Annotated in this window: 16 protein-coding genes; 3 read left to right on the top strand and 13 right to left on the bottom strand. The window is 63.2% G+C overall.

Translation table 11 applies throughout. From position 1 onward, the window contains the following. Positions 1-5: 5 nt before the first annotated feature. The 13 genes from AC04SG_RS21700 to AC04SG_RS21640 all read right to left on the bottom strand — a co-directional run bounded on the left by AC04SG_RS21700 (position 6) and on the right by AC04SG_RS21640 (position 16128). Positions 6-851, bottom strand: coding sequence for an EamA family transporter (locus AC04SG_RS21700; protein ID WP_488552726.1), 846 nt, complete (start codon positions 849-851; stop codon positions 6-8). 7 nt (positions 852-858) lie between these two features. Continuing rightward, complete coding sequence (locus tag AC04SG_RS21695; protein WP_488552725.1) at positions 859-1767, bottom strand: endonuclease/exonuclease/phosphatase family protein; 909 nt, start codon at positions 1765-1767, stop codon at positions 859-861. 205 nt (positions 1768-1972) lie between these two features. After that, positions 1973-3526: a cation:proton antiporter gene (locus tag AC04SG_RS21690; RefSeq protein WP_488552724.1), complete on the bottom strand. Its 1554-nt coding sequence runs from the start codon at positions 3524-3526 to the stop codon at positions 1973-1975. Positions 3527-3674: 148 nt separating this feature from the next. After that, the gene (locus AC04SG_RS21685; RefSeq protein ID WP_488552723.1) at positions 3675-4739 is read right to left on the bottom strand and encodes an ABC transporter ATP-binding protein; all 1065 of its coding nucleotides are present in this window, start codon (positions 4737-4739) and stop codon (positions 3675-3677) included. A 30-nt stretch (positions 4740-4769) separates the two neighbouring features. Then, positions 4770-5561: an ABC transporter permease gene (locus AC04SG_RS21680; protein WP_112559241.1), complete on the bottom strand. Its 792-nt coding sequence runs from the start codon at positions 5559-5561 to the stop codon at positions 4770-4772. Beyond that, entirely contained in the window at positions 5558-6472 is a 915-nt protein-coding gene (locus AC04SG_RS21675) for an ABC transporter permease (RefSeq protein WP_112559240.1), read from the bottom strand. The genes AC04SG_RS21680 and AC04SG_RS21675 overlap by 4 nt, the downstream gene beginning before the upstream one ends. 63 nt (positions 6473-6535) lie before the next feature. Next, positions 6536-7642, bottom strand: coding sequence for an ABC transporter substrate-binding protein (locus tag AC04SG_RS21670; RefSeq protein ID WP_488552722.1), 1107 nt, complete (start codon positions 7640-7642; stop codon positions 6536-6538). 242 nt (positions 7643-7884) lie between these two features. Then, positions 7885-9057 carry an iron-containing alcohol dehydrogenase gene (locus AC04SG_RS21665; protein WP_488552721.1) on the bottom strand — a complete coding sequence of 391 codons (1173 nt, stop codon included), beginning with the start codon at positions 9055-9057 and terminating at the stop codon, positions 7885-7887. Positions 9058-9074: 17 nt separating this feature from the next. Next, a complete protein-coding gene (locus AC04SG_RS21660; protein WP_488552720.1) occupies positions 9075-10463 on the bottom strand; it encodes an aldehyde dehydrogenase family protein in 1389 nt (462 codons plus the stop codon). A gap of 191 nt (positions 10464-10654) precedes the next feature. After that, the gene (locus tag AC04SG_RS21655) at positions 10655-12025 is read right to left on the bottom strand and encodes a glutamine synthetase family protein (protein WP_477351025.1); all 1371 of its coding nucleotides are present in this window, start codon (positions 12023-12025) and stop codon (positions 10655-10657) included. An 86-nt stretch (positions 12026-12111) separates the two neighbouring features. Beyond that, complete coding sequence (locus AC04SG_RS21650) at positions 12112-13668, bottom strand: amino acid permease (protein ID WP_488552719.1); 1557 nt, start codon at positions 13666-13668, stop codon at positions 12112-12114. A 78-nt stretch (positions 13669-13746) separates the two neighbouring features. Continuing rightward, complete coding sequence (locus AC04SG_RS21645; protein ID WP_488552718.1) at positions 13747-15291, bottom strand: amino acid permease; 1545 nt, start codon at positions 15289-15291, stop codon at positions 13747-13749. Positions 15292-15309: 18 nt separating this feature from the next. Then, positions 15310-16128 (bottom strand): N-formylglutamate amidohydrolase, encoded by an 819-nt coding sequence (locus tag AC04SG_RS21640; RefSeq protein WP_488552717.1) that lies wholly within the window; start codon positions 16126-16128, stop codon positions 15310-15312. 145 nt (positions 16129-16273) lie between these two features. Between AC04SG_RS21640 and AC04SG_RS21635 the strand changes: the two genes are divergently transcribed. The 3 genes from AC04SG_RS21635 (at position 16274) to AC04SG_RS21625 (ending at position 21558) form a co-directional block, all read left to right on the top strand. Next, complete coding sequence (locus AC04SG_RS21635) at positions 16274-17098, top strand: MurR/RpiR family transcriptional regulator (protein WP_192259035.1); 825 nt, start codon at positions 16274-16276, stop codon at positions 17096-17098. Positions 17099-17266: 168 nt separating this feature from the next. Further along, positions 17267-18430, top strand: coding sequence for an efflux RND transporter periplasmic adaptor subunit (locus AC04SG_RS21630; protein ID WP_488552716.1), 1164 nt, complete (start codon positions 17267-17269; stop codon positions 18428-18430). Beyond that, positions 18427-21558: an efflux RND transporter permease subunit gene (locus tag AC04SG_RS21625; RefSeq protein ID WP_488552715.1), complete on the top strand. Its 3132-nt coding sequence runs from the start codon at positions 18427-18429 to the stop codon at positions 21556-21558. Before AC04SG_RS21630 ends, AC04SG_RS21625 begins: the two co-directional genes overlap by 4 nt. Positions 21559-21854 lie beyond the last annotated feature (296 nt).

The following is a 21854-nucleotide window of genomic DNA, read 5'->3' as shown; positions in this document are numbered from 1 at the left end:
GGCGACTAGCCAAGCCGCAACGCCACGACCCCGGCAACAATGCTGAGCGCGGCAGCACCGCGCCAGCCCGTCATCTTTTCGCCCAGCGCGAAGACCGAGATCATCATGGCGAACAGGATCGAGGTCTCGCGCAGCGACGCCACCGAGGCGATCGGCGCCTTGGTCATCGCCCACATGACGATCCAGTAGGCGGCGCCGCTGAGCACGCCGGTGAACAGCCCGGCCTTCCAGTCACGCGCCAGAACGGGCAGTGCCTTGGGCCCGCGAAAGATGAGGCACAGCACCAGCGCGCCAAAAGCGTCGCAGATGAACAGCCATGCGGCGTAGCTCTGCGCCGTCGCCGCCAGCCGCGCGCCGCTGCCGTCGGAGAGCGTGTAGCTGGAGATAAAGATCGAGGTGCCGAGCGCAAAGCCGACCGCGCGCAGATTGAACCGCTCCAGATGTACGCCGCCGCGAAACGACATCACCAGCGTTCCGGCCGACAGCAGCAGGATGCCGAGGATGGCGAACGGCGCCGGCATCTCCTGCACCACGACAATGCCGCCGAGCGCGGTCAGCAGCGGCGCCGTACCGCGCGCCAGCGGATAGGTCTGGGCGAAATCACCCGCCTTGTAGGCGCCGATCAGGAAGGTCCGGTAGCCCATATGGAAGATCACCGAGGCGATGATGTAGGGCCACACGTCGGCCTTCGGAAACTCGACGAAGGGTAGCACGAACAGCGCGGCAAACCCCATGCCCAGCGTCATCAGAGTGATCGACAGGAAACGGTCGAGATGCACCTTGACCAGCGCATTCCAGATCGCGTGCATGGCGGCCGCTGCAAGCACCGCGAAGAAGACGAACAGCGTCATGGAGGGCTCACCGACCTCCCGAGCCCAGGGGCGTTTCGAGATCGATGTCGACCCGGAGGGGGAAGTGATCGGACGCCACCTCGCCGACATCGGCGCTGACCGATCGCACGCGGTCCGCGAACATGCCGCCGACGAAGCAGTGATCGAGCCGGCGCTTGGCCACCTTGCCGTCGATGGTCTTCACATGGGTGTGGAAATCAGCGGTCGGCCCGCTGGCAACGGACGCCGCATCGACGAAACCGTCGAGATAAGCGGCACCGCGATGATAGGGCGTGCTGCCGACGATGCGGCTGTATTCAGCACTCCCCGGCTCCATGTTGAAATCGCCCATCCAGATCGCCGCCATCGGATTTTCCGGCTCGACCTCACCGCTGGTCCAGCTGCGCGCAGGCTCGTCATCGATGCCGCTCCACGGTCCGCCCTCGGACGGCGCGCGGCGATGTTCGGCAAGCAGATAGTCGATCTGCTCCAGCCGCTCGTCCGCCGCGATATGGGCGAGATGCAGCGACAGGAATCGCACCGGCCCGGCCGGCGTGCGGATCATGCATTCAAGCGCGGCATTGCGGGTGTTGAGCGGCCTCAGCGTGCGGCGCATCGGCAGCGCGTGCAGGCGCGACCAGACGATCGGCAATTTCGACAGCAGCATGGTGCCGAACTGCCGGCGGCGGTTGACGATGCGGCCATGGCGCCGCTCGCTGGCGTCCATGTCGAAGGCCGGGCCGTAAACCCAATGATAGTCCGGCAGCAGCCTGGACAGGATCTCCGGCTGGTCGTCCTCATTGCTCCGCTGCCAGTGCCGCTCCACCTCCTGGAGCGCAATGATGTCTGCACCACCCACAATCCGCGCCGCGCGCGTCAGATCGTATCGGCCATCGCTGCCGAACCCGTACTGGATGTTGTAGCTGACCAGCTTCATTGCTTACCCGGCTCACTTTCGCTGATGGCAGTAGCGGTTCGGCAGATTGGTTGCAATGTGCACGAGAATGGAAGCGGTTTGTGCCAGAAGCCTCCCCGCCTTTGCTGCGCGATCATGCACCGATTCCCGCCCGGCTCGGTATCCTCCGCACGCCGGAAAACGCCGCGAGGCGTCCCGTGGAAAGTGATGGCGCAAAAAGGAGGCGCTAGTCGGTCGTCAGCGGTTGGAACCGGCCCGCCGGCGATGCGGCCAGTTCCGCCCAGTCGATCTCTTCCTCCAGCCGGTGATAGGCCTCGTCGCCGATCGTGCCGTTGCGGCGCAGCTCCTCGAGCGTGTCGCGCTGGCGGTTGATGGCATAGAGGCGCAACCGGTCGTATTCGGTGGCGGCTTGGGCGTCGTCCGGGTTTTCCGCGATCACGCGCTGAGCTTCATACTGTTCTCGCACGACGGCAGCCGCCGCCGAGGTCTTGCGGCTGAGCACATCGAGTGCGGCCTGCATGACGGCGACACGCGCCTGCGCCACCTCGTTGTCGACCGTTCTGTCCGGGGCGAAGTTGATCCAGCGCAGCAGCGGCTTCAGGGTCATGCCTTGCAGCACCAGCGTGCCCAGCACCACCGCAAAGGCGGCAAGCACGATCGGGTCGCGGTGGGGAAAATCGGCCGGCAGGGCAATGGCCACGACCAGCGTCACCAGTCCGCGCATGCCGCACCAGCCGACCAGCACGGCGCCGCCAAATGTCGGCAGATCGCGCCTTGCCTCTTTGCTGCCGAGGCGGGCAAGCCATCGGATGATGGCGACGTAACTCCCAACCCAGACCAGCCGCGCCACGATGACGACGACCAGCACGGTTCCGGCAAAGAGGAAGGCTTCGCCCTGCCCCTCGCCGGCAAGCCGGCCGACGATCGAGCGAGCCTGCAGGCCCATCAGCACGAAGGCCAGCACGTTGAGCACGAACACCGCCGATTCCCAGACCGAATAGGTGCTGACGCGGCGTCTGGCCGACATGCGGCGGGGTGCCCTGCGCGCAATGGTGATGGCGTAGACGACGATGGTGATGATGGCGGAAAGGCCGAGCTTGTCTGCGATGATCCAGACGGCAAAGGTTCCGGCAAACTGCACCACCGTGCTGCTCGCCGCGTCCTCGATGCGGCCAAGCGTCAGCAGCGAGATCCGGCCGAACACGTAGCCCGCGACCAGACTGCCGATCGTTGCCAACAGGATCACCGGGATGGCGTTGCTCAGCATGATCGTGCCGAGCGCGGCCGAAACCGCCAGCCGGTAGATCAAGAGTGCGGTGGCATCGTTGAGCAGGCTCTCGCCCTGCAGGATGGCGGTGATGCGGTGCGGCACCTTGAACTGGCTGAGAACGGCAGACGCCGCCACGGCATCCGGCGGCGCGACAATGGCGCCAAGCGCAATTGCCGCCGCGATCGGCAGGCCAGCCATCTTCCAGCCGACGAGGGCAACCACCACGGTGGTGAAGACAACGGCGCCAAGCGCCAGCAGCGCCAGCGACAGCCGGTAGCGTTTCAGGTCGCGCAGCGAGGTGTCGTAGGCAGCGTCGAGGAGCACCGGGGCGATGAACAAAGCGAGCGCCAGTTCCGGGTCGATCTCGATCGTCGGCGCGCCTGGCACGAAGGCAATCGCGACCCCGGCCAGAGCCAGCAAGGACGGATAGGGAATCTCCAGCCGCCGCGACAGCGCCGTCAGCGCGACGGCAGCCAGAAGCAGGACAAGGGTCAGTTCGAAAAGAGCCATGGCCCATCGTAGCGGCGAAGCGGCATCGTGGGCAGTGGCTGGATGGCAAGATGCTGTTGATTGTACAGCACGCTCGGGTCTGGCCTGCAGCCGCTCATCGCACCGGCTTGAATCGACCGCCTCAGTTTTCCTGAGGATGCTGCTTTTATTAGTGCAGCACCAGCATATCGCTCGACGAGAACGATATCTCGGCCTTCTCGCCGACTGCCGGCGGCGGCGTTGCCGGGCTGTTGAATGTGTCGAGCGAGACCGTGTTACCGCCGATACCGACGCGAACCCGGATGACCGAGCCGAGGAAGTGCACTTCGGAAATTTCGCCTGACAGGCTGGAGTCACGGCCAGGCTGGCGCCCCAGCGAAATCGCCTCCGGCCGCAGCGCCAGAGACAGCATGTCGCCGGACTTCGACCCGTTGAGCTTGCCCTTGAGCGAGACCTCCTGGGTGTTGACCTGCACCGTGCCGGCCGCGGCATCGGTGACCTTGCCTTCGAGCACGTTCAGCGTGCCGACGAAATTGGCGACGAACTTCGTTGCCGGGCGGTTGTAGATTTCGAACGGCGTGCCGACCTGCTCGGCCTTGCCGCCATACATCACCGCGATACGGTCCGAGATCGACAGTGCCTCTTCCTGGTCATGGGTGACGAAGATGGTGGTGATGCCAAGCTTCTTCTGGATGGAACGGATTTCCTCGCGCAGCGACACGCGCACCTTGGCGTCGAGCGCCGACAGTGGTTCGTCGAGCAAGAGCAGCTTCGGCTTCGGCGCAATGGCGCGAGCCAACGCGATGCGCTGCTGCTGGCCGCCGGAGAGCTGGTAGGGATAGCGATCCGCCATCTGCGGCAGCTTGATGATGTCGAGCATCTCGGCAACGCGGGCATCGATATCTGCCCTGGGCATGCCGGCGACCTTCAGTCCAAAGCCGATGTTCTGCGCCACCGTCAGGTTGGGGAACAGCGCATAGGCCTGGAACACCATGCCGACATTGCGCTGGTTTGGCTTCAGCCTCGTGATGTCCTTGCCTGCAACGACGATCTTGCCCGCCGACGGCTCTTCGAAACCGGCGACCATTCGCAGAACGGTGGTCTTGCCGCAGCCGGACGGCCCGAGGAAGGAAACGAACTCGCCCGGCTCGACATCGAGATTGAAATCCTCGACCACAGTTGTGGAGCCGAAGGATTTTCGCACATGCTGGATGGAGAGGAATGGTTCGGCCATGGCTTTTTCTTTCGATCAGTACTTTGTCGATCAGTTCGGGCGGTTCGCCGATCTCGGCGCGAACCGGGACAGGATCTGGATCAGCGACATGCAGCCCCAGGTGATGGCGAAGGCGATGATGGCAAGCGCCGCCGGCTCATAAGCGCGGTTGGCGCCAACGTTTTGCAGATAGGGGCCGAAGGCGGGTCGGTTGAGCAGGCTGGCCATGGTGAATTCGCCGATGACGATGGCGAAGGTGAGGAAGGCGCCCGACAACACCGCGATCAGCACATTGGGCAGGATCACTCGACCAATGATCGTGCCCCAACCGGCGCCAAGAATCTGCGCCGCTTCCGTCAGCGTCCTGACATCAATGGTGCGAAGGCCGGTATCGACGGCGCGGTACATGTAGGGCAGCGCCAGCATTGCATAACCGATGACCAGCAAGGCATTTGTACCCATGTCGGTCGCCAGGAACGGCAGCGGCGAATTCGAACCGTACATCCTGATATAGCCGAAGACGATGACGATGGCCGGAATGACCAGCGGCAGCAACGTGATAAACTCTACGATCGGCCGCAGTTGCGGCAGGCGCAGCCGAATCCAGTAGGCGGCGGGCACCACGATCAACACGCCGAGAATGATGGTGAAGACGGCGGCGAGCACCGAGTAGCCAAAGGTCGCCTGAAAACGAGGGTCGCCAAGTACGATCTGATAGGCATCGAAGGAATAGGCGCCGCGCCGCATGCGCATGGAAAATTCCACGGTTGCGATCAGCGGAATGAAGAAATAGGCCGCGCCCAGCGCGAAGACGACCCAGGCCCAGAATTTGCCGGACTTCATTTCAGCCACCTCTCCGAACGCGTCCGGAACCAGATGTAGAAGACATTCGCGAGCCCGGTGATGACGATCATGCCGAAGGCGATCGCATAGCCGAGATGAGCATTGTGCAGCACGTCGCCGCGGATCTGCGCATAGAGCAGGATCGGCACGATGTTGAGGGAGGAGCCGGTCAGCGCATAAGCGGTGGCGATCGCGCCGAAGGCATTGGCGAAGAGCAGGATGACCGTGCCGAGGAAGCTCGGCCAGATCACCGGGATCACCACCATGCGCCAGTATTGCGCCTGGGTGGCGCCGAGCGTCGCGGCGGCCTCGCCCCATTCCTTCTTCAAACCGTCGATCGCCGGCGTGATGATGACCACCATCAGCGGGATCTGGAAATAGACATAGGTCAGCGTCAGGCCCCAGAACGACAGGATGTTGAAGCCGTGAGCGTAGATGTTGAGGCCGAACACCGTGTTCAGAAGCACCGTAGCTAGACCGAGCCGTCCCAGTGTCGCGAGGAAGGCGAAGGCCAGCGGTACGCCGGCGAAATTGGAAGCAACGCCGGAAAAGGTTAGCGTTGCCGAGCGTATCCACTCCGGCAGGCCGCCGCGCACGATCGCGATGGCGATGGCGAGCCCGGCGAAGGCACCGATCAGCGCCGAGGAAAGGCTGACCTTGAGCGAGATCCAGTAGGCGGCGACAATCGATGGCTGCGCCAGCGCCGCTATGTTTTCGAACGTGAACTCGCCGGCATCGTTCTGGAATGCGCCCAGCATCAGATAGAGCGTGGGCAAGATCAGGAACATGATTGCGAAGATGAAAAATGGCGCGACACCGAGCCATTGCGTCGGCAGTCGCAATGCGCGCGCCTCGCTGGGGGGCGCGGTCTTCCCGGCGACTGCGTGATCGGAAAGCGAGAGATCTGTCATGCGCCGGCTACCGTCTCCGAGGAAAACCGGGCGGCCGCGAGGCCGCCCGGTTGGCTTCAAGCCTTACTTGACGTTGGCGCCGACGACGGCATCCCAGTTCTTGGTGACGGCTTCCTTTGCCTTGCCCTGCTCGTCCAGCGTCGGGAACACCGCCGCAGCGTAAGCCTCAGCCGGCGGCAGCTTGGCCATCACGTCCGCCGGGAGCTTGCCGTTCTTGGCAAGATCGTTGAAGCGGATCGGGTGGCAATAGCCTTTCAGCCAGCCGATCTGGCCTTCGTCGGAGTAGAGATACTCCAGCCACAGCTTGGCAGCGTTCGGATGCGGTGCGAAAGCACTGATCGCCTGCACGTAGACGCCAGCAACGACACCCGTCTTCGGCACGACGACGTCGACGGGCGGATTGCCCTTCAGCGTGTCGCGACCGGCAAGTGCATTGTAGTCCCAGGTCACCAGGATCGGCGTCTGGCCTTGAGCCAGGGTCGCCGGCTTGCCGATGACCGGCACGAAATTGCCGGCGGCATTGAGCTTCTTGAAGAAGTCGAGGCCGGCGGTACCGGCAGCTTCGCCGGCAGCCGCGCCGCTGGAAAGGCCAGCCGCGTAGACGGCCTGGATGGCCTGGTTCGAGGCGCGCGGGTCGCCTGCAAGCGCCACGGTGTTGGCGAATTCCGGCTTCAGCAGGTCAGCCCAGTCAGCCGGTGCTTCCTTGACGAGATCCTTATTCACCAGGAAGGACAGCACGCCGTAGTAGTCGCCGGTCCAGAAACCGTCGGCATCCTTGGCGCTGTCCGGGATCGAGTCCCAGGTCGACACTTTGTAGGCCTGGATAAGGCCGTCGGCCTTGGCGGTCGGGCCGAAGGACAGGCCGACATCGATCACGTCGGGAGCCTGCGGGCCCTTGTTGTCCTTGTTGGCCTTGATCGCCTCGACCTCGTCGCCGGAGCCGGCATCGGGATTGAGCTCGTTGACCGTGATTTCCGGATACTTCGCCTTGAAACCGTCGATGACGGCGCCATAGCCACACCAGTCATGCGGCAGCGCGATGGTGGTGAGCTGGCCTTCCTTCTTTGCCGCGGCAACCAGTTCATCCATGGACTGGGCCGACGAGATAGCAGAGGTCGCCATGAGGGCGACGGCCGATAGGGAAAGCACTTTCCCCGTAAACTTGAACATGTGTTCTCTCCGTTGAACTGGCGTCGCTGGACGCCTGCGATGCGGTATCTTTTTCATGTGACAGCCAGATGAAAGCTTTTTGAAACTGGCCCCCGGCGGCACGAAAAGTTAACTCTTTTTAACGGGCTGTAGCAATTAGCCTCCACTTAATTTCCCGGCTAATGGTTTATTGCCTTGCCCTTTGCCCCCTTGCCCTTTCCTTTCCCCTCGTTTCCAGATCACTTCCGGCGCCCCAAGCGGCCTCACACAGTGCCGGCTATGGCGTTCTCAAGCAGCGTCAGCGCCGCCTTCTTGGTAAGCTTGACCGGATTGCCGCCGGCGGTCGGATCGACCACCGCCATGTCGGCGATCAGCCCCTTGCGCTTCTTGTCCATGTCGAGCCCCTTGATCAGACCGGGCAGCGCATGCGGCACCTTGAGCTCCTTGCGCAGCTTGATGATCGCCTTGGCGAAACCGTCGAAGCCGCCCTTGATGCCGCAATAGGCGGCAAGCCGGGCGATGCGCTCCTCGATCGAGTCCCGGTTGAAGGCCAGCACGTAGGGCATGAACACCGCATTGGTCATGCCGTGATGGGTGTCGTAGAGCGCGCCGATCGGATGCGACAGCGAATGGATGGCGCCCAGCCCCTTCTGGAAGGCGGCGGCGCCCATGGCGGCAGCGCTCATCATATGGGCGCGGGCGACGAGGTCCTTGCCGTTGGCATAAGCCTTGGGCAGGTTCTCGAACACCAGCCGGATACCTTCGACGGCAATGCCGTCGGCCATCGGATGATAGCCCGGCGCGCAATAGGCTTCCAGGCAGTGTGCCAGAGCATCCATGCCAGTTCCGGCGGTGATGAAACCGGGCATCCCGACCGACAGTTCCGGATCGGCAATGACGATTGCCGGCAAAAGCTTCGGATGGAAGATCACCTTCTTGGTGTGCGTCGCCTCATTGGTGATGACGCCGGCACGGCCGACTTCCGAGCCGGTGCCTGCGGTGGTCGGCACGGCGATGATTGGCGCGATGGCATCCGAATTGGCGCGCGTCCACCAGTCGCCGACATCCTCGAAATCCCAGACGGGCCTCGTCTGCCCGGCCTGGAAGGCGATCAGCTTGCCGAGATCGAGCGCCGAACCGCCACCGAAGGCGATGACGCCGTCATGCTTGCCTTTCTTGAACACGGCAATGCCGGCGGTCAGGTTGGAATCGACCGGGTTCGGCTTCACCTCGGAAAACACGCCATAGGGCACCTTGGCGTCGTCGAGGATTTTCAGCGTCGAAGCGACGACCGGCAGTTTGGCCAGCCCCGGATCGGTGACGAACAGCGGCCGCTTGATGCCGGTCGCTTCCAGCACCTCGGGCAATTCCTTGATGCGCCCGGCGCCGAAGCGGACTGTGGTCGGGTAGTTCCATTTGGAGATCAGTTTGGACATGTCTTGTCTTTCAAAAATCAGATGGCTTCACGCAGATGGAAGGATTTCGGCCTGGTCAGATTGTCATAGCCGAGCGCCGAAAGGGCAACGCCCTTGCCGGTGTCCTTGACACCGGTCCACACCAGCGCCGGATCGAGATAGTCGCAGCGGTTCATGAACACGGTGCCGGTCTCGACGCGGTCGCCGATCGCGATGGCGTGCTCAGTGTCGCGCGTCCAGATCGAGGCCGTCAGCCCGTAGGGGCTGTCGTTCATCAGCGCGATCGCCTCCTCGTCGTTGCGCACCTTCATGATACCGACGATCGGGCCAAAGCTTTCCTCGCGCATGACGCTCATCTGGTGGTCGACGCTGGTCAGCACTTCCGGCGCCAGGTAGGGCGAGCCGGCTTGGTCATTAGCCACCTTCATATTGATATGTGCTAGCGCGCCTTTGCGCAGCGCCTCGGCCTTCTGCTCGCGGATCAGGTCGGCAAAGCGCGCCTGCGCCATCGGCCCCATTGTCGTCGCCTGCTCCAGCGGATTGCCGACGACATAGTTCTTGGTCTCGGCAATGAAGCCTTCGACGAACTGGTCGTAGACCTTTTCATGCACATAGACGCGCTCGATGCCGCAGCAGCACTGGCCGGAATTGTAGAAGGCGCCGTCGACCAGATTGGCCACCGCATGATCGAGCTTTGCGTCGGGCAGCACATAGGCCGGATCCTTGCCGCCGAGCTCGAGGCCGAGTGTCATGAAGGTGCCTGCCGCCGCCTTCTCGATGGCGCGGCCACCGCCTACCGAGCCGGTGAAATTGACATGGTCGATCTTGCCGGAACCGAGCAGTTTTTCCGTCTGGGCGTGGTTGAGCACGACATTCTGGAACACACCCTTTGGCAGGCCAACCTTGTCGAAGGCCTGCTGAAAACGTTCACCGACCAGCAGCGTCTGCGCCGCATGCTTCAGGATGACGGTATTGCCGGCCATCAGCGCCGGCACAATAGTGTTGACCGCGGTCAGATAAGGATAGTTCCACGGCGCGATCACCATGACGACGCCGAGCGGATCCTTCTTCACATAGCGGCGAAAGCCGTCCTTCGGATTGGAAGCCGGCACGGATTTCAGCGCAGCTTCAGCAATCTCGACCATGTAGTTGGTGCGTTCCCTAACGCCGCCGAACTCGCCGCCATAGCGCACCGGCCGGCCCATCTGCCAAGCGATCTCCGGCACGATCTCGTCGGTCATGGCGACCAGCGCTTCGAGCATCGCCAGCATATACTTGCCGCGCTCGACGATCGGTGTCAGCGCCCATTTCTCCTGCGCCGCTCTCGCGCGCTCGACCGCGGCATTGATCGCCTGGTCGGTCGCGATCGGCCGCTCGGCATAGATCGAATCATCGATGGGGGATTTGAGTTTGACCGTTTCGGTCATCGTTTAAGTCCTCGCACTTCTTTAAAATCGAAAATCATCTGGCTTTGCGCTGCCCCTCATCCGCCTGCCGGCACCTTCTCCCAGTATAGCGACGGGGAGAAGGGAAAGCTCCAACGTCGACGCCCCCTCTCCCCGTTCTTCACGGGGAGAGGGTAAGGGTGAGGGGCAGCGCCGACGTTTCGCAGGCTACCCTAGTACCGCTCGAACCCCCTGTGCAGTTCCCAATCCGTAATGCGGCGGTCGTATTCGAACTGCTCCCACTTCGCGGTGTGGACGTAATGTTCAAGCACGTCGTCGCCGAGCGCCTGCTTCAGCATCTTCGACTTGGCCAGCGTCTCGGTGGCGTCCCGAAGCGTCTTCGGAATCTCGGGCAGGCGCGAGGCCTGATAGGCATCGCCGACGAACGGCTTCTGCAGCTCCAGCTTCTCATCGATGCCGGCGAGGCCGGCGGCGATCAGCGCCGCAAAGGCGAGATAGGGGTTCAGGTCGGCGCCGCCGATGCGGCATTCCATGCGGATGCCCTTGGTGCCCTCGCCGCACAGGCGGAAGCCGGCGGTGCGGTTGTCCTCGCTCCACATGATCTTGGTCGGCGCGAAGGTGCCGGCCTGGAAACGCTTGTAGGAGTTGATGTAGGGCGCAAGGAACCAGGTGAACTCCTTGGCGTATTTCAGCTGCCCCGCCGCCCATTGCTGGCCGAGCGTCGACAAAGTCCAGTCCGCCTTTTTGTCGAAGAACAGCGGCGTCTTGCCGTCGGCGCTCCACAGCGAATTGTGGATGTGGCTGGAATTGCCGGCGAGCCCGTAATTGTACTTCGACATGAAGGAAATCGACTTGCCTTCGGACTCGGCGATTTCCTTGGCGCCGTTCTTCAGGATGACGTGGCGGTCGGCCATGTCGAGCGCCTCGGCATAGCGCACATTGATCTCTTCCTGGCCCGGACCCCATTCGCCCTTCGAATTCTCGATAGGGATGCCGGCCGCTTCCATCTCGTTGCGAAGCCGGCGCATGACGCCTTCTTCCTTGGTGGTGATGCCGATCTGGTAGTCGCCAATATAGGGCGAGGCGGTGTCGAGGCCCTGCCAGTGCTTCTTGCGGGCGGAATCGTAGGTCTCGTTGAACAGATAGAATTCAAGCTCGGAGGCGAAGTAGCCGATATAGCCGCGCTCCGTCAGCCGCTTGACCTGCTTCTTCAGGATGGCGCGCGGCGAATGCGGCAGGTCGTCATGGGTGTGGTGGTCGAGCACGTCGCAGATCACGAGTGCTGTCTTTTCCAGCCACGGAAGGCGCCGCAGTGTCGCCAGATCCGGCTTCATGACGAAGTCGCCATAGCCCTTCGACCAGCTTGCCGCCTTGTAGCCCGGCACCGGCTCCATATCGATGTCGGCGGCGAGCAGATAGTTGCAGCCATGTGTCTCGTCATGGGCGGAATCGACGAAGTACTGTGCCAGGAAACGCTTTCCCGCGAGCCTGCCCTGCATGTCGACGATACAGGCCAGCACCGTGTCGATCTCGCCATTGGAGACCGCTTTCTTCAACTGATCGAACGAAAAAATTCCGGCCATTCCTTTGGCACTCCAGCGCTGGTCGATTGAGAGGGGTAAACGAAACCATGGCCGGCAGAACGCCGGCCATGGCCTTGGCTGATGTATCAGTGGCCGGTTTCGCCGACCGCCTGTTCGGCTGCCTTGATGGCTGCCTGGCGCGCCGCGATGATGTCGCCGAGCGGTGGGCCTTGGAAGCGATTGCGTTCGAAAGCGAACCAGATAATCGCCGTCAGGATGAAGAAGCCGACGGTGATGTAGAGCGCCCAGTCGTTCGGCGGCTGGATGCCGATGACGAAGATCAGGATCATCGAGATGATCGAGAGAACGCCGAACAGCATGAAGATGCCGCGGCCCATATTCCACGGCCCCATCTTGTCCCATTTCGGCGTTCCCCAGGCCAGCATGCCGAGCACGATCGGCACGGTGAAGGACAGGAACAGGAAGATGACGGTGCAGGACACGACGATGGTGTAGGCGGAGGTGCCGGCAACCGAAACCAGCGTCGATCCCCAGACGAACAGCACCGACAGGATCGATGCCGTCCAGATCGCCGCCACGGGCGTGCGGTAGGTCGGGCTGACCTTGGCGAGCGCCGCCGAGCCGGGCAGGCCGCCGTCACGCGAGAAGGCGAAGATCATGCGCGAAGCCGAGGTGACGGTTGCGAGGCCGCACAGCAGCTGGGCGATGAACACGACGAGATAGACGAACTCCTTGAGCCCCGTGCCGACACGCTGATCGAAAGCCCAGAAGAACACGTTCCAGCCCTGCTTGGCGGCGTCGTCCATGTTGGGGATCATCAGCACGAAGGCAGCGAGGAACAGGTAGCCGAACAGAGCCGACCAGATGACCGACATGACCATGGCACGCGGCACCGATGAGGCCGCCTTGATGGTTTCCTCGGAAGTGTGCGCCGAAGCATCGTAGCCGGTGATCGTATAGATCGGCAGCAGGAGGCCAAGCGCGAACACCCAGGCGTTCGATACGGACGGCCAGACGCTGGCACCGGCTTCGCCCGAGTAGTTGTGGAAGGTGAAGAGCCGGCTGAAATCCCAGGTCTCGGCGGAGAACAGGCAGACGACCGCGATCAGGATCGAACCGAAGAAGATCAGATAGCCCGAAAAGTCGGTCAGCTTCGCCGTCAGCTTGATGCCGAGATGGTTGATCAGCGCCTGGGCGCCGGTGATGATAATCAGAAAAATCATCTGGTTGGTGAGCGTGCCCTCGATGCCGAGCGTCGGCCCAAAAGCGCCGATGAAGAACGTCCAGGTGCCGACATTGATGGCGCCGAGCACGGTGATCAGGCCGAGCAGATTGAGCCATGCCGTCACCCAGCCGGTGCCGCGATTGCCGAGGATCGAACCCCAGTGATAGAGGCCGCCGGCCGTCGGATAGGCCGAGCTGATCTGCGACATGGCGACCGCAAAGGTCAGCGAGACGAAGCAGCCGACCAGCCAGCCGATGCCGATGCCGATGCCGCCGGCGCCCGACGTTGCCTGCGCCAGCGAATTGATGCCGCCCGACAGGATGCAGATGATGGAAAAGGAAACCGCGAAATTCGAGAAGCGGCTGAGCCGCCGCTCCAGTTCCTGGGCATAGCCCATGCTGTGGAGGTGCTTTACGTCCTCCGCCTTGTCGACGTCTGAATAACCCGGTGCTGCCATTTGAAGTCCCCTTTGCGTTCTTAGCTGGCCGGCCCTGCCCCGGTCGGCTTGCGCCGGCCGGAGCATGTAGTCTTGCTGTTAGCCCGCCGTCTGGCCAACGGCTTTTTCCGCAGCCGCGATCTCCAGCGCGCGGCGAGCAATATCGGCGCCGATCGGCGGGCCCTTGAAGCGGCGCGACTCGATGCCGAACCACAGAACCACGAGCAGAATGATCAGGCCGATGGCATAGTTGATCAGGATGTCGAATGGCGGCTGGATGCCGGCATACATCAGGACCAGAACGCCAAGCACCGTGATGACGGCGAATGGCTTGGACCAGATGCCAAGGCGGAACGGGCCGAATTCGGTCCAGGTCTTGCCTTCCGCAAGCAGGCCAGCCGCCACCGGCATGGCGTAGGACACATAGAGGAACAATGCGCAGCCGGCGGCCAGTGCGGCGAAAGCCGGCGAGTACAATGTCGCTGCGACCGCGAGCACCGCTCCGAGCCAGATCGCCGCCACCGGCGTACGCCATGTCGGGCTGACGGTTTTCCACACCGACGAACCGGGCAGGCCGCCGTCACGCGCAAAGGCAAAGATCATGCGCGAGGTCGACGTCAGTCCGGCGAGCGCGCAGATGAAGTTCGCCAGCACGATCGCGATGGCAATGATGCTCTTCAGCCAGAACGGTGCCGGCAGGTTGTTGAAGAGATTGAACCAGGCATTGGCGCCATCCTTGGCCGTTGCTGCCAGATCGGGGCTGGCCAGCACGAACGACACCGCCATGACGAAGCCGAACACCAGCGACCACAGGACCGAATGGATCATGCCGCGCGGCACCGCCACGCGGGCATTGTGGGTCTCTTCGGATGTGTGGGCCGAAGCGTCGAAGCCGGTGATCGTGTAGAGTGGGTAGAGCAGGCCGATCAGGAAGGCGACCAGTGCCGTCCGTGCGGTGGGAACGTATCCGGCGCCTGGATCACCGGTATTGTTGACGAAGGTGGTGAGCCGCGAGAAATCCCAGCTTGCGCCCCAGATCAGGAACATCGCGGTCAACACGACGGCGACGACCAGAATGAGGTAGCCCGAGAAATCGGTCAGTATGGTGGTGAGCTTGATGCCGAAATGGTTGATCAGCGCTTGTGTCACGGTGATGATCACAACGCCGATCACCTGCTCCTGATACCCCCAGGCCGATACGTCGTGACCGAACACGCCGGACCAGACAAGGTCCTTGAAGAGAGCATAGACACCGACATTGACCGAGGCGACGACGAAGATCAGCCCGAGCAGGTTGATCCAGGCCGTGGCCCAGCCCCAGCCGCGGCCGCCAAGAATTGACGACCAGTGGTAGAGACCGCCGGCGGTTGGGTAGGCCGAGCCAATCTGCCCAAGCGACGCGGCCACGACAAGTGCGAAGACGCCGCCGATGACCCAGCCGACAGTCGCCTCAAAGCCACTGCCGGTAGCCATGGCCAGCGGGAAGGACGTGATGCCGCCCGCCAGAATACAAATGATCGAAAAGGAAATTGCGAAGTTCGAGAAACCGCTCATACGGCGAGCCAGCTCCTGGGCATAGCCCATGCTATGAAGGGTTTTTACGTCCTCCGACCTCTCATGGTCTGATGTATCCGGTCCTGCCATTTTCGTCCCCTGTTGTTTCTAGCTGGCCGATTGAACTGACTTTCCCATTGCGTGTCGTCTGGAACCCTTGGCCTCCTCAGGTTCCAGATTCGAAAAAATGCCGGTGAGCAGATCCGCCCATTTCCGCTGCCCGGTCTCGCCGGAAATTTCGTCGTTGCGGATTTCGATCATTGCGCAGGCCAGGCCGCGCGAGCGCGCATGGCGCTCGAGGGTGAAATAGACGCGGTCGGCAGGCGAATAGGGTTCGTTGATGCCGACGGTGACGCCGGAGAGACGCTGCAGCGCCGCTATCAGCGGCGACGCCAGCCTGCGATCGTCATCATGGATGATGCCGATATGCCAGGGCCGGTTCTTGCCCTTGTAGACCGGGGTGAAGGAATGCACCGACACCAGCCGCGTTTCCTGTCCGCGCGCCAGCCGATCGTCAATGATGTTTGCGATCGTGTCGTGGAACGGTCGCCACGACAAAGCGATGCGCTCGGCGCGCTGCGTGTCCGACAGGCCGGCATTGCCTGGAATGATCGTCGTCTCGCTGACCGGCGGCACCAGGTCGGGCGCATCGAGCGGACGGTTGCAGTCGATCACTAAGCGCGAGATCCGTGTCTCGATGAGCGTCGCATCGAGCGCGGCTGCCATGCGGCGGGCCACAGGCAACGCGCCCGGGTCCCAGGCGATGTGGCGGAAAAGATCTTCGGCGGGCAGGCCGAGCGTGCCGAATTTGGCCGGCATAAAATTGGAAGCGTGGTCGCAGGTCAGCACAAAAGGGCTGAATCCGCCGGGATTCGTCACCCCTACGGTATCAGACGATGCAAGGCCGGCGGGCCGTGCTCTCTCCATACTGCCGTCCCCTGGGGAGCGCTGTATCTTATGTTACGTATTTTGCCTCATTGCGTCCCTGTGGATGATTTCATACAGTTTATCCGGCTTTGTCAAACGCGATTTCGGGGAAGCGGTGTAGACATCGCCAAGGGTGGGGAAAACCATGATTTCCAGCATTGCCGAACTGATCTCGGACCGCATCGGCACGATGCCGGCCGGTGAGCGCCGGGCTGCGCAGACGCTGATTGCCAACTATCCATTGATCGGGCTGAAGACGGTCGCCGAATTCTCGGCCGCCGCCGGCGTATCGTCGCCGACGATCCTGCGCTTTGTTTCCCGGCTCGGCTTCCAGAACTATCCCGAATTCCAGTCGGCGCTGCAGGACGAACTGGCGGCGCAATTGCAGTCGCCGGCATCGCGCACGCTCAACCCGGCGTCCCCAAGCGGTGCGATATCGCCGATGCTGGAAGCGACGCTGGACAACATGCGCGAGACCTTCCGGCATCTCTCCGACAGGCAACTTGCCGACATCGCCGCCAGGCTTGCCGAGCGGCGCGGCAAGACCTTCCTGATCGGCGGCCGCTTCACCGATCCGCTGGCGCGCTACATGGCCGCCCATCTCGCCATCATCCAGCCCGATGTCTACCACCTTGCCGGCCAGGAAAGCATCTGGCGCGACCGGCTGATCGACATGGGCAAGCGCGACGTGCTGGTGATCTTCGACATACGGCGCTACCAGGACAGTCTGGTGCGCTTTGCCGAGACGGCGCACCAGCGCGGGGTGCAGATCATTCTGTTCACGGACCAGTGGCTGTCGCCAATCGCCCGCTTCGCCCGCCATGTCATCGCCGGACGCACCGCCGTGCCGTCAGCGTGGGATTCCTCAGCGGCATTGTTCGTTGTCGCCGAGACACTGATCGGCGCCGTCACCCGGCAGCTCGAGGCCGACAGCGCCAAGCGTATCCGCGACCTGGAAGGACTGCGCTGACAGCCTCAATCCCGGCCTCAGGCGCGCAACGTTACGCAGATTTAATGTGCATGGCCGCGGCAGAATTGCCATAAAGCCATGATATTGCCGTGGCTTCGCACATGCCGGATGCGTCGCTGCGCGTTTTTTGCTTGGGGAAACCGGTCGATTTTGCCTACCGGAGTGCCGATGGCCGCCTGGAAACAGATCGTTTTTGCGCTTGTGATCCTGGTCGCGGCTGTCCTCGCCTGGGCGCGCTTCTTTCCAGGCGCGCCGGAGGTTCTGGCACGCTGGGGCATCGACTGGGCCTATGCCTCGGCACCCGCCACGACCGGCGCGGTCGACACGCCGAAACAGGCAGGCGGCCGCAACGCCGCCGGCCGGCTGGCAAATGTCGTTGTCTTGCCGGCGGGCACCGCAACCATCAACGATCGCTTGCAGGCGATCGGAACAGGCCGCGCCAACGCTTCGGTGACAGTCAACCCTTACAGCTCAGGCCGGCTCGTTGAATTTCTGGTCCAGTCCGGCACCCGCGTCGACAAGGGGCAGATCATCGCCGTCCTCGATTCCGAAACCGAGGTGATCGCGCAGGATCGTGCCAAGCTCGCTTTGCAGGATGCCCAGGCCAAACTCGAGCGGGTGAAATCACTGAGGGCCTCCAATGCCGCGACACCGGTCGCCGTCGCCGATGCCGAAGTGGTGCTTGCCGGCGCTAAACTGGCGCTCAGCGATGCCGAACTCGCCTTGCGGCGCCGCTCGATCGTAGCACCCATCGCCGGCACGGTCGGCATCCTGCCCATATCGGCCGGCAATTACGTGACCAGTCAGTCGGCGATCGCCACGCTCGACGATCGCTCTTCCATCCTGGTCGAGTTCCTGGTGCCCGAGCGCTTCGCCGCCGCCGTCAAGGTCGGCGCGCAGCTGACGGCGACACCGATCGCCAATCCGAGCAAAGCCTATACCGGCACGGTGTCGGCCATCGACAACCATATCGACGAAAAGAGCCGCACCCTTCTGGTCAAGGCGGCGATCGCCAACCCTGCGGATTCGCTGCGCGCCGGCATGTCGTTCGGCATCACCATGCGCTTTGCCGGCGACACCTATCCGGCGGTCAGCCCGCTGGCGATCCTGTGGGGCTCCGACGGCGCCTATGTCTGGCAGGTCGAGGATGGCAAGGCCAGGCGCGTTCCCGTGCGCATCATCCAGCGCAACACCGAGACCGTGCTGATCGATGCCGAGATCGAGGATGGCGACATGGTGGTCACTGAAGGCACCCAGAGCGTCAGCGAAGGCGGCGAGGTCCGCATAGCTGGCAAGGCCCAGCGCGCCGCCAACGCCGCCGAAGGCTCATGACCGCAACCGCCAACGCCGTCAGCGAAACCGGCTTCACCGCGCTCTTCATCCGCAGGCCGGTCATGGCCTTCGTGCTCAACACGCTGATCGCGGTTGCCGGCCTTGCCGCCTTCTACGGCGTCGAGATCCGCGAACTGCCCGATGTCGACCGCGCCGTCGTCACCGTGTCGACGGCGTTCGAAGGTGCTGCCGCCGAAACGGTCGACCGTGAACTGACCGACACGATCGAGGGCGCGGTCGCGCGTGTCTCCGGCGTCAAGTCGATCTCGTCGACCTCGTCCTTCGGCCAGAGCCGCGTCACCATCGAGTTCAATGACGGCGTCGATCTGAACGTCGCCGCCTCCGATGTGCGCGACGCCGTCGGCCGTGTCGCCAACCAGATGCCGGACACCGCCGATCCGCCGCGCATCGTCAAGGCCGACGCCAACTCCGATCCGGTGATGCGGCTGGCCGTCACCTCCGATAGCATGTCGGTGCAGGACATGACGGTGATCGTCCAGGACCAGATCGAGGACGAGCTGGCCGCCGTTCCGGGCGTCGCCGACGTCCAGGTCTATGGCGATCGCGACAAGATCTTCCGCATCGATGTCGACCAGAACAAGCTGGCGAGCCTAGGCTTCACCGTCGCCGATTTGAGGGCGGCACTTGGCTCTGTGGCCTTCGATTCGCCGGCCGGTTCGATTACCACCACCAACCAGGACTTGATCGTTCGCACCACAGCCGATGTGACGACGCCGGAAGAGTTCGAAAACATCATCATCGGCGGCACGACGCGCATCCGCGACGTCGCCACCGTCACGCTCGGCCCCGACATCGGCCAGACCTCATTGCGCTCCGACGGCAAGACAGGCATCGGCCTTGGCATCATCCGCCAGGCGGAATCGAACACGCTGGATATTTCCACCGGCGTGAAGGCGGCCGTCGCCACGCTGCAGGAGAACTTGCCCAAGGGCATGTCGATCAAGATCACCAGCGACGACGCCGTCTTCGTCAACGGCGCCGTGCACGAGGTCGAGATCGCGCTCGGCCTGTCGATCTCCATGGTGCTGATCGTCATCTACATCTTCCTGCTCGATTGGCGCGCGACGCTGATCCCCGGTCTGTCGATGCCGGTCGCCATGATCGGCACCATCGCCGCGATCTATCTCGCCGGCTTCTCGATCAACATCCTGACCTTGCTGGCGCTGGTGCTGGCGACGGGCCTCGTCGTCGACGACGCCATCGTCGTCTTGGAAAACATCGTGCGACGGCGCAATGAAGGCATGGGACCGCGTGCGGCGGCAGTGCTCGGCGCCCAGGAAGTGTTTTTTGCCGTCATCGCCACGACATTGACGCTGGTCGCCGTCTTCGTGCCGATCTCCTTCCTGCCCGGACAGACCGGCGGCCTGTTCCGCGAATTCGGCTTCGTGCTCGCTATGTCGGTGCTGCTCTCCTGCGTGGTAGCGCTGACGCTGTGTCCGATGCTGGCGTCGCGCATGCTGACCGGCGCATCGCTCCACAACGAAGGCGGCCATGGCATTGGCGCGCGCATCGGCGGCGCGCTGAATTCAGCCTACAAGCGCGGCCTGCATGCCTGCCTCGGCGCGCCCTGGATCGTGCTTCTGGTCGCGGTGCTGTTCGCCGCCACCGCCTTTACCTTGTTCGGCACCATCCGCCAGGAGCTGACGCCGAGCGAGGACCGCGCCGTCGTGCTTCTGCGCATCAACGCGCCGCAAGGCGTCAGCCTCGATTACACCGCGCAGCAGATGCAGAAGATCGAGCGGCTGATCCAGCCGCTGCGCGATTCCGGCGAGATCGTCTCAACCTTCGAAAGCGCCGGCCAGAACGGCGCCTACAACTCAGGCTTCATGGTGATGACACTGGCGCCGTGGGACGAACGCGCGCGCAGCCAGCAGGAAATCATGGCCGAGATTACCCAGCTGACCCGGCAGGTGCCATCCGTGCGCATCTTCCCGGTGCAGGCCAACAGCCTCGGCATCAGAGGCGCCGGCAACGGCCTGCAATTCGCGCTGGTCGGCAATGACCGCAAGGCGCTGGGCGACGCGGCGGTAAAGATCATCGCGCAGATGCAAGCCGACCCGCGCTTTCAGAACCCGCGCCTTTCCGTCGACCCGACGCAGCCGCAACTGGCGGTGGCCATCGACCGCGAGCGCGCCTCCGATCTCGGCATCGACATCACCGGGCTTGCCAACACGCTGCAGGCGATGCTCGACGGCAACGATGTCGTCGACGTCTATATCGCCGACCGCAGCTATCGCGTGAAGCTGGTTTCGACCACCAACCCGATCAACGATCCGACCGATCTGGAAAACATCTTCCTGAAAACCGCCGACGGCCGCTTCGTGCCGATGTCGACCATCGCCACGCTGACCGAGCGCGCCGTGCCGCCGTCGCTGACCCGCGAACAGCAGCAGCCTTCGGTGGCGATCACCTCCAATCTGAACGGCAATTTCGCACTCGGCGATGCGCTCGGTGTCGCCGAGCAGATCGCCACGCCGCTTCTGCCGCCGGGCAGCCGCATCCTGCCACTGGCGGAAGCCGCGACGCTCGGCGAAACCAACAGCGCCATGGTCACCATCTTCGGTTTCGCGCTGGTCATCATCCTGCTGGTGCTTGCTGCCCAATTCGAAAGCTTTGTCAGCGCCGTCATCATCATGGCGACGGTGCCGCTCGGCCTCGCCTGCGCGATCTTTGCGTTGCTTTTGTCAGGCACCAGCCTCAACGCCTACAGCCAGATCGGCCTGGTGCTTTTGGTCGGCGTCATGGCCAAGAACGGCATCCTCATCGTCGAATTCGCCAACCAGCTGCGCGACCGTGGACTGGGTGTGCGCGAGGCGATCGAGCAGGCTTCAATCATCCGCCTGCGGCCGGTGATGATGACGATGATCTGCACCATCCTCGGCGGCGTGCCGCTGGTGCTGGCCGCCGGCGCCGGTGCCGAGGCACGCATCGCGCTTGGCTGGGTGATCGTCGGCGGGCTGGGCCTCGCCACGGTCTCAACGCTGTTCCTGACCCCGGTCGCCTACCTCCTGCTCGGCCGCTTCGTCACGCCGAAGACGCATGAGGAAGCGAGGCTGAAGCGCGAACTCGAGGAAGCTGCCTATACCAATGTAGAGCCGGCGGAGTGAGATTAGCCCTCCTCGCCCCGTTTACGGGGAGAGGATGCCGGCAGGCAGGTGAGGGGCAGCGCGGAGTTTCGAGGTTATCGCCTTGGACAGACCGCAGCAGCAAAGCCAGTCACTGACGTCGGCGCCGCCCCTCATCCGGCCCTTCGGGCCACCTTGTATCTACACGAGAGAGATTTCGTGGGATTGAAGCGATTGAGCCAAGGTCCGGGCGGCCGCCCGGACCTTGGCTTGGCGAAGTCGCCCGTACCACCTGAGGTTACAGCCGCGGGAGAGCTTGGGATCTTCGCCTTCGTCAC

Source organism: Mesorhizobium sp. CNPSo 4684 (assembly GCF_057784315.1).
This window is presented reverse-complemented; position numbering and strand designations above follow the sequence as displayed.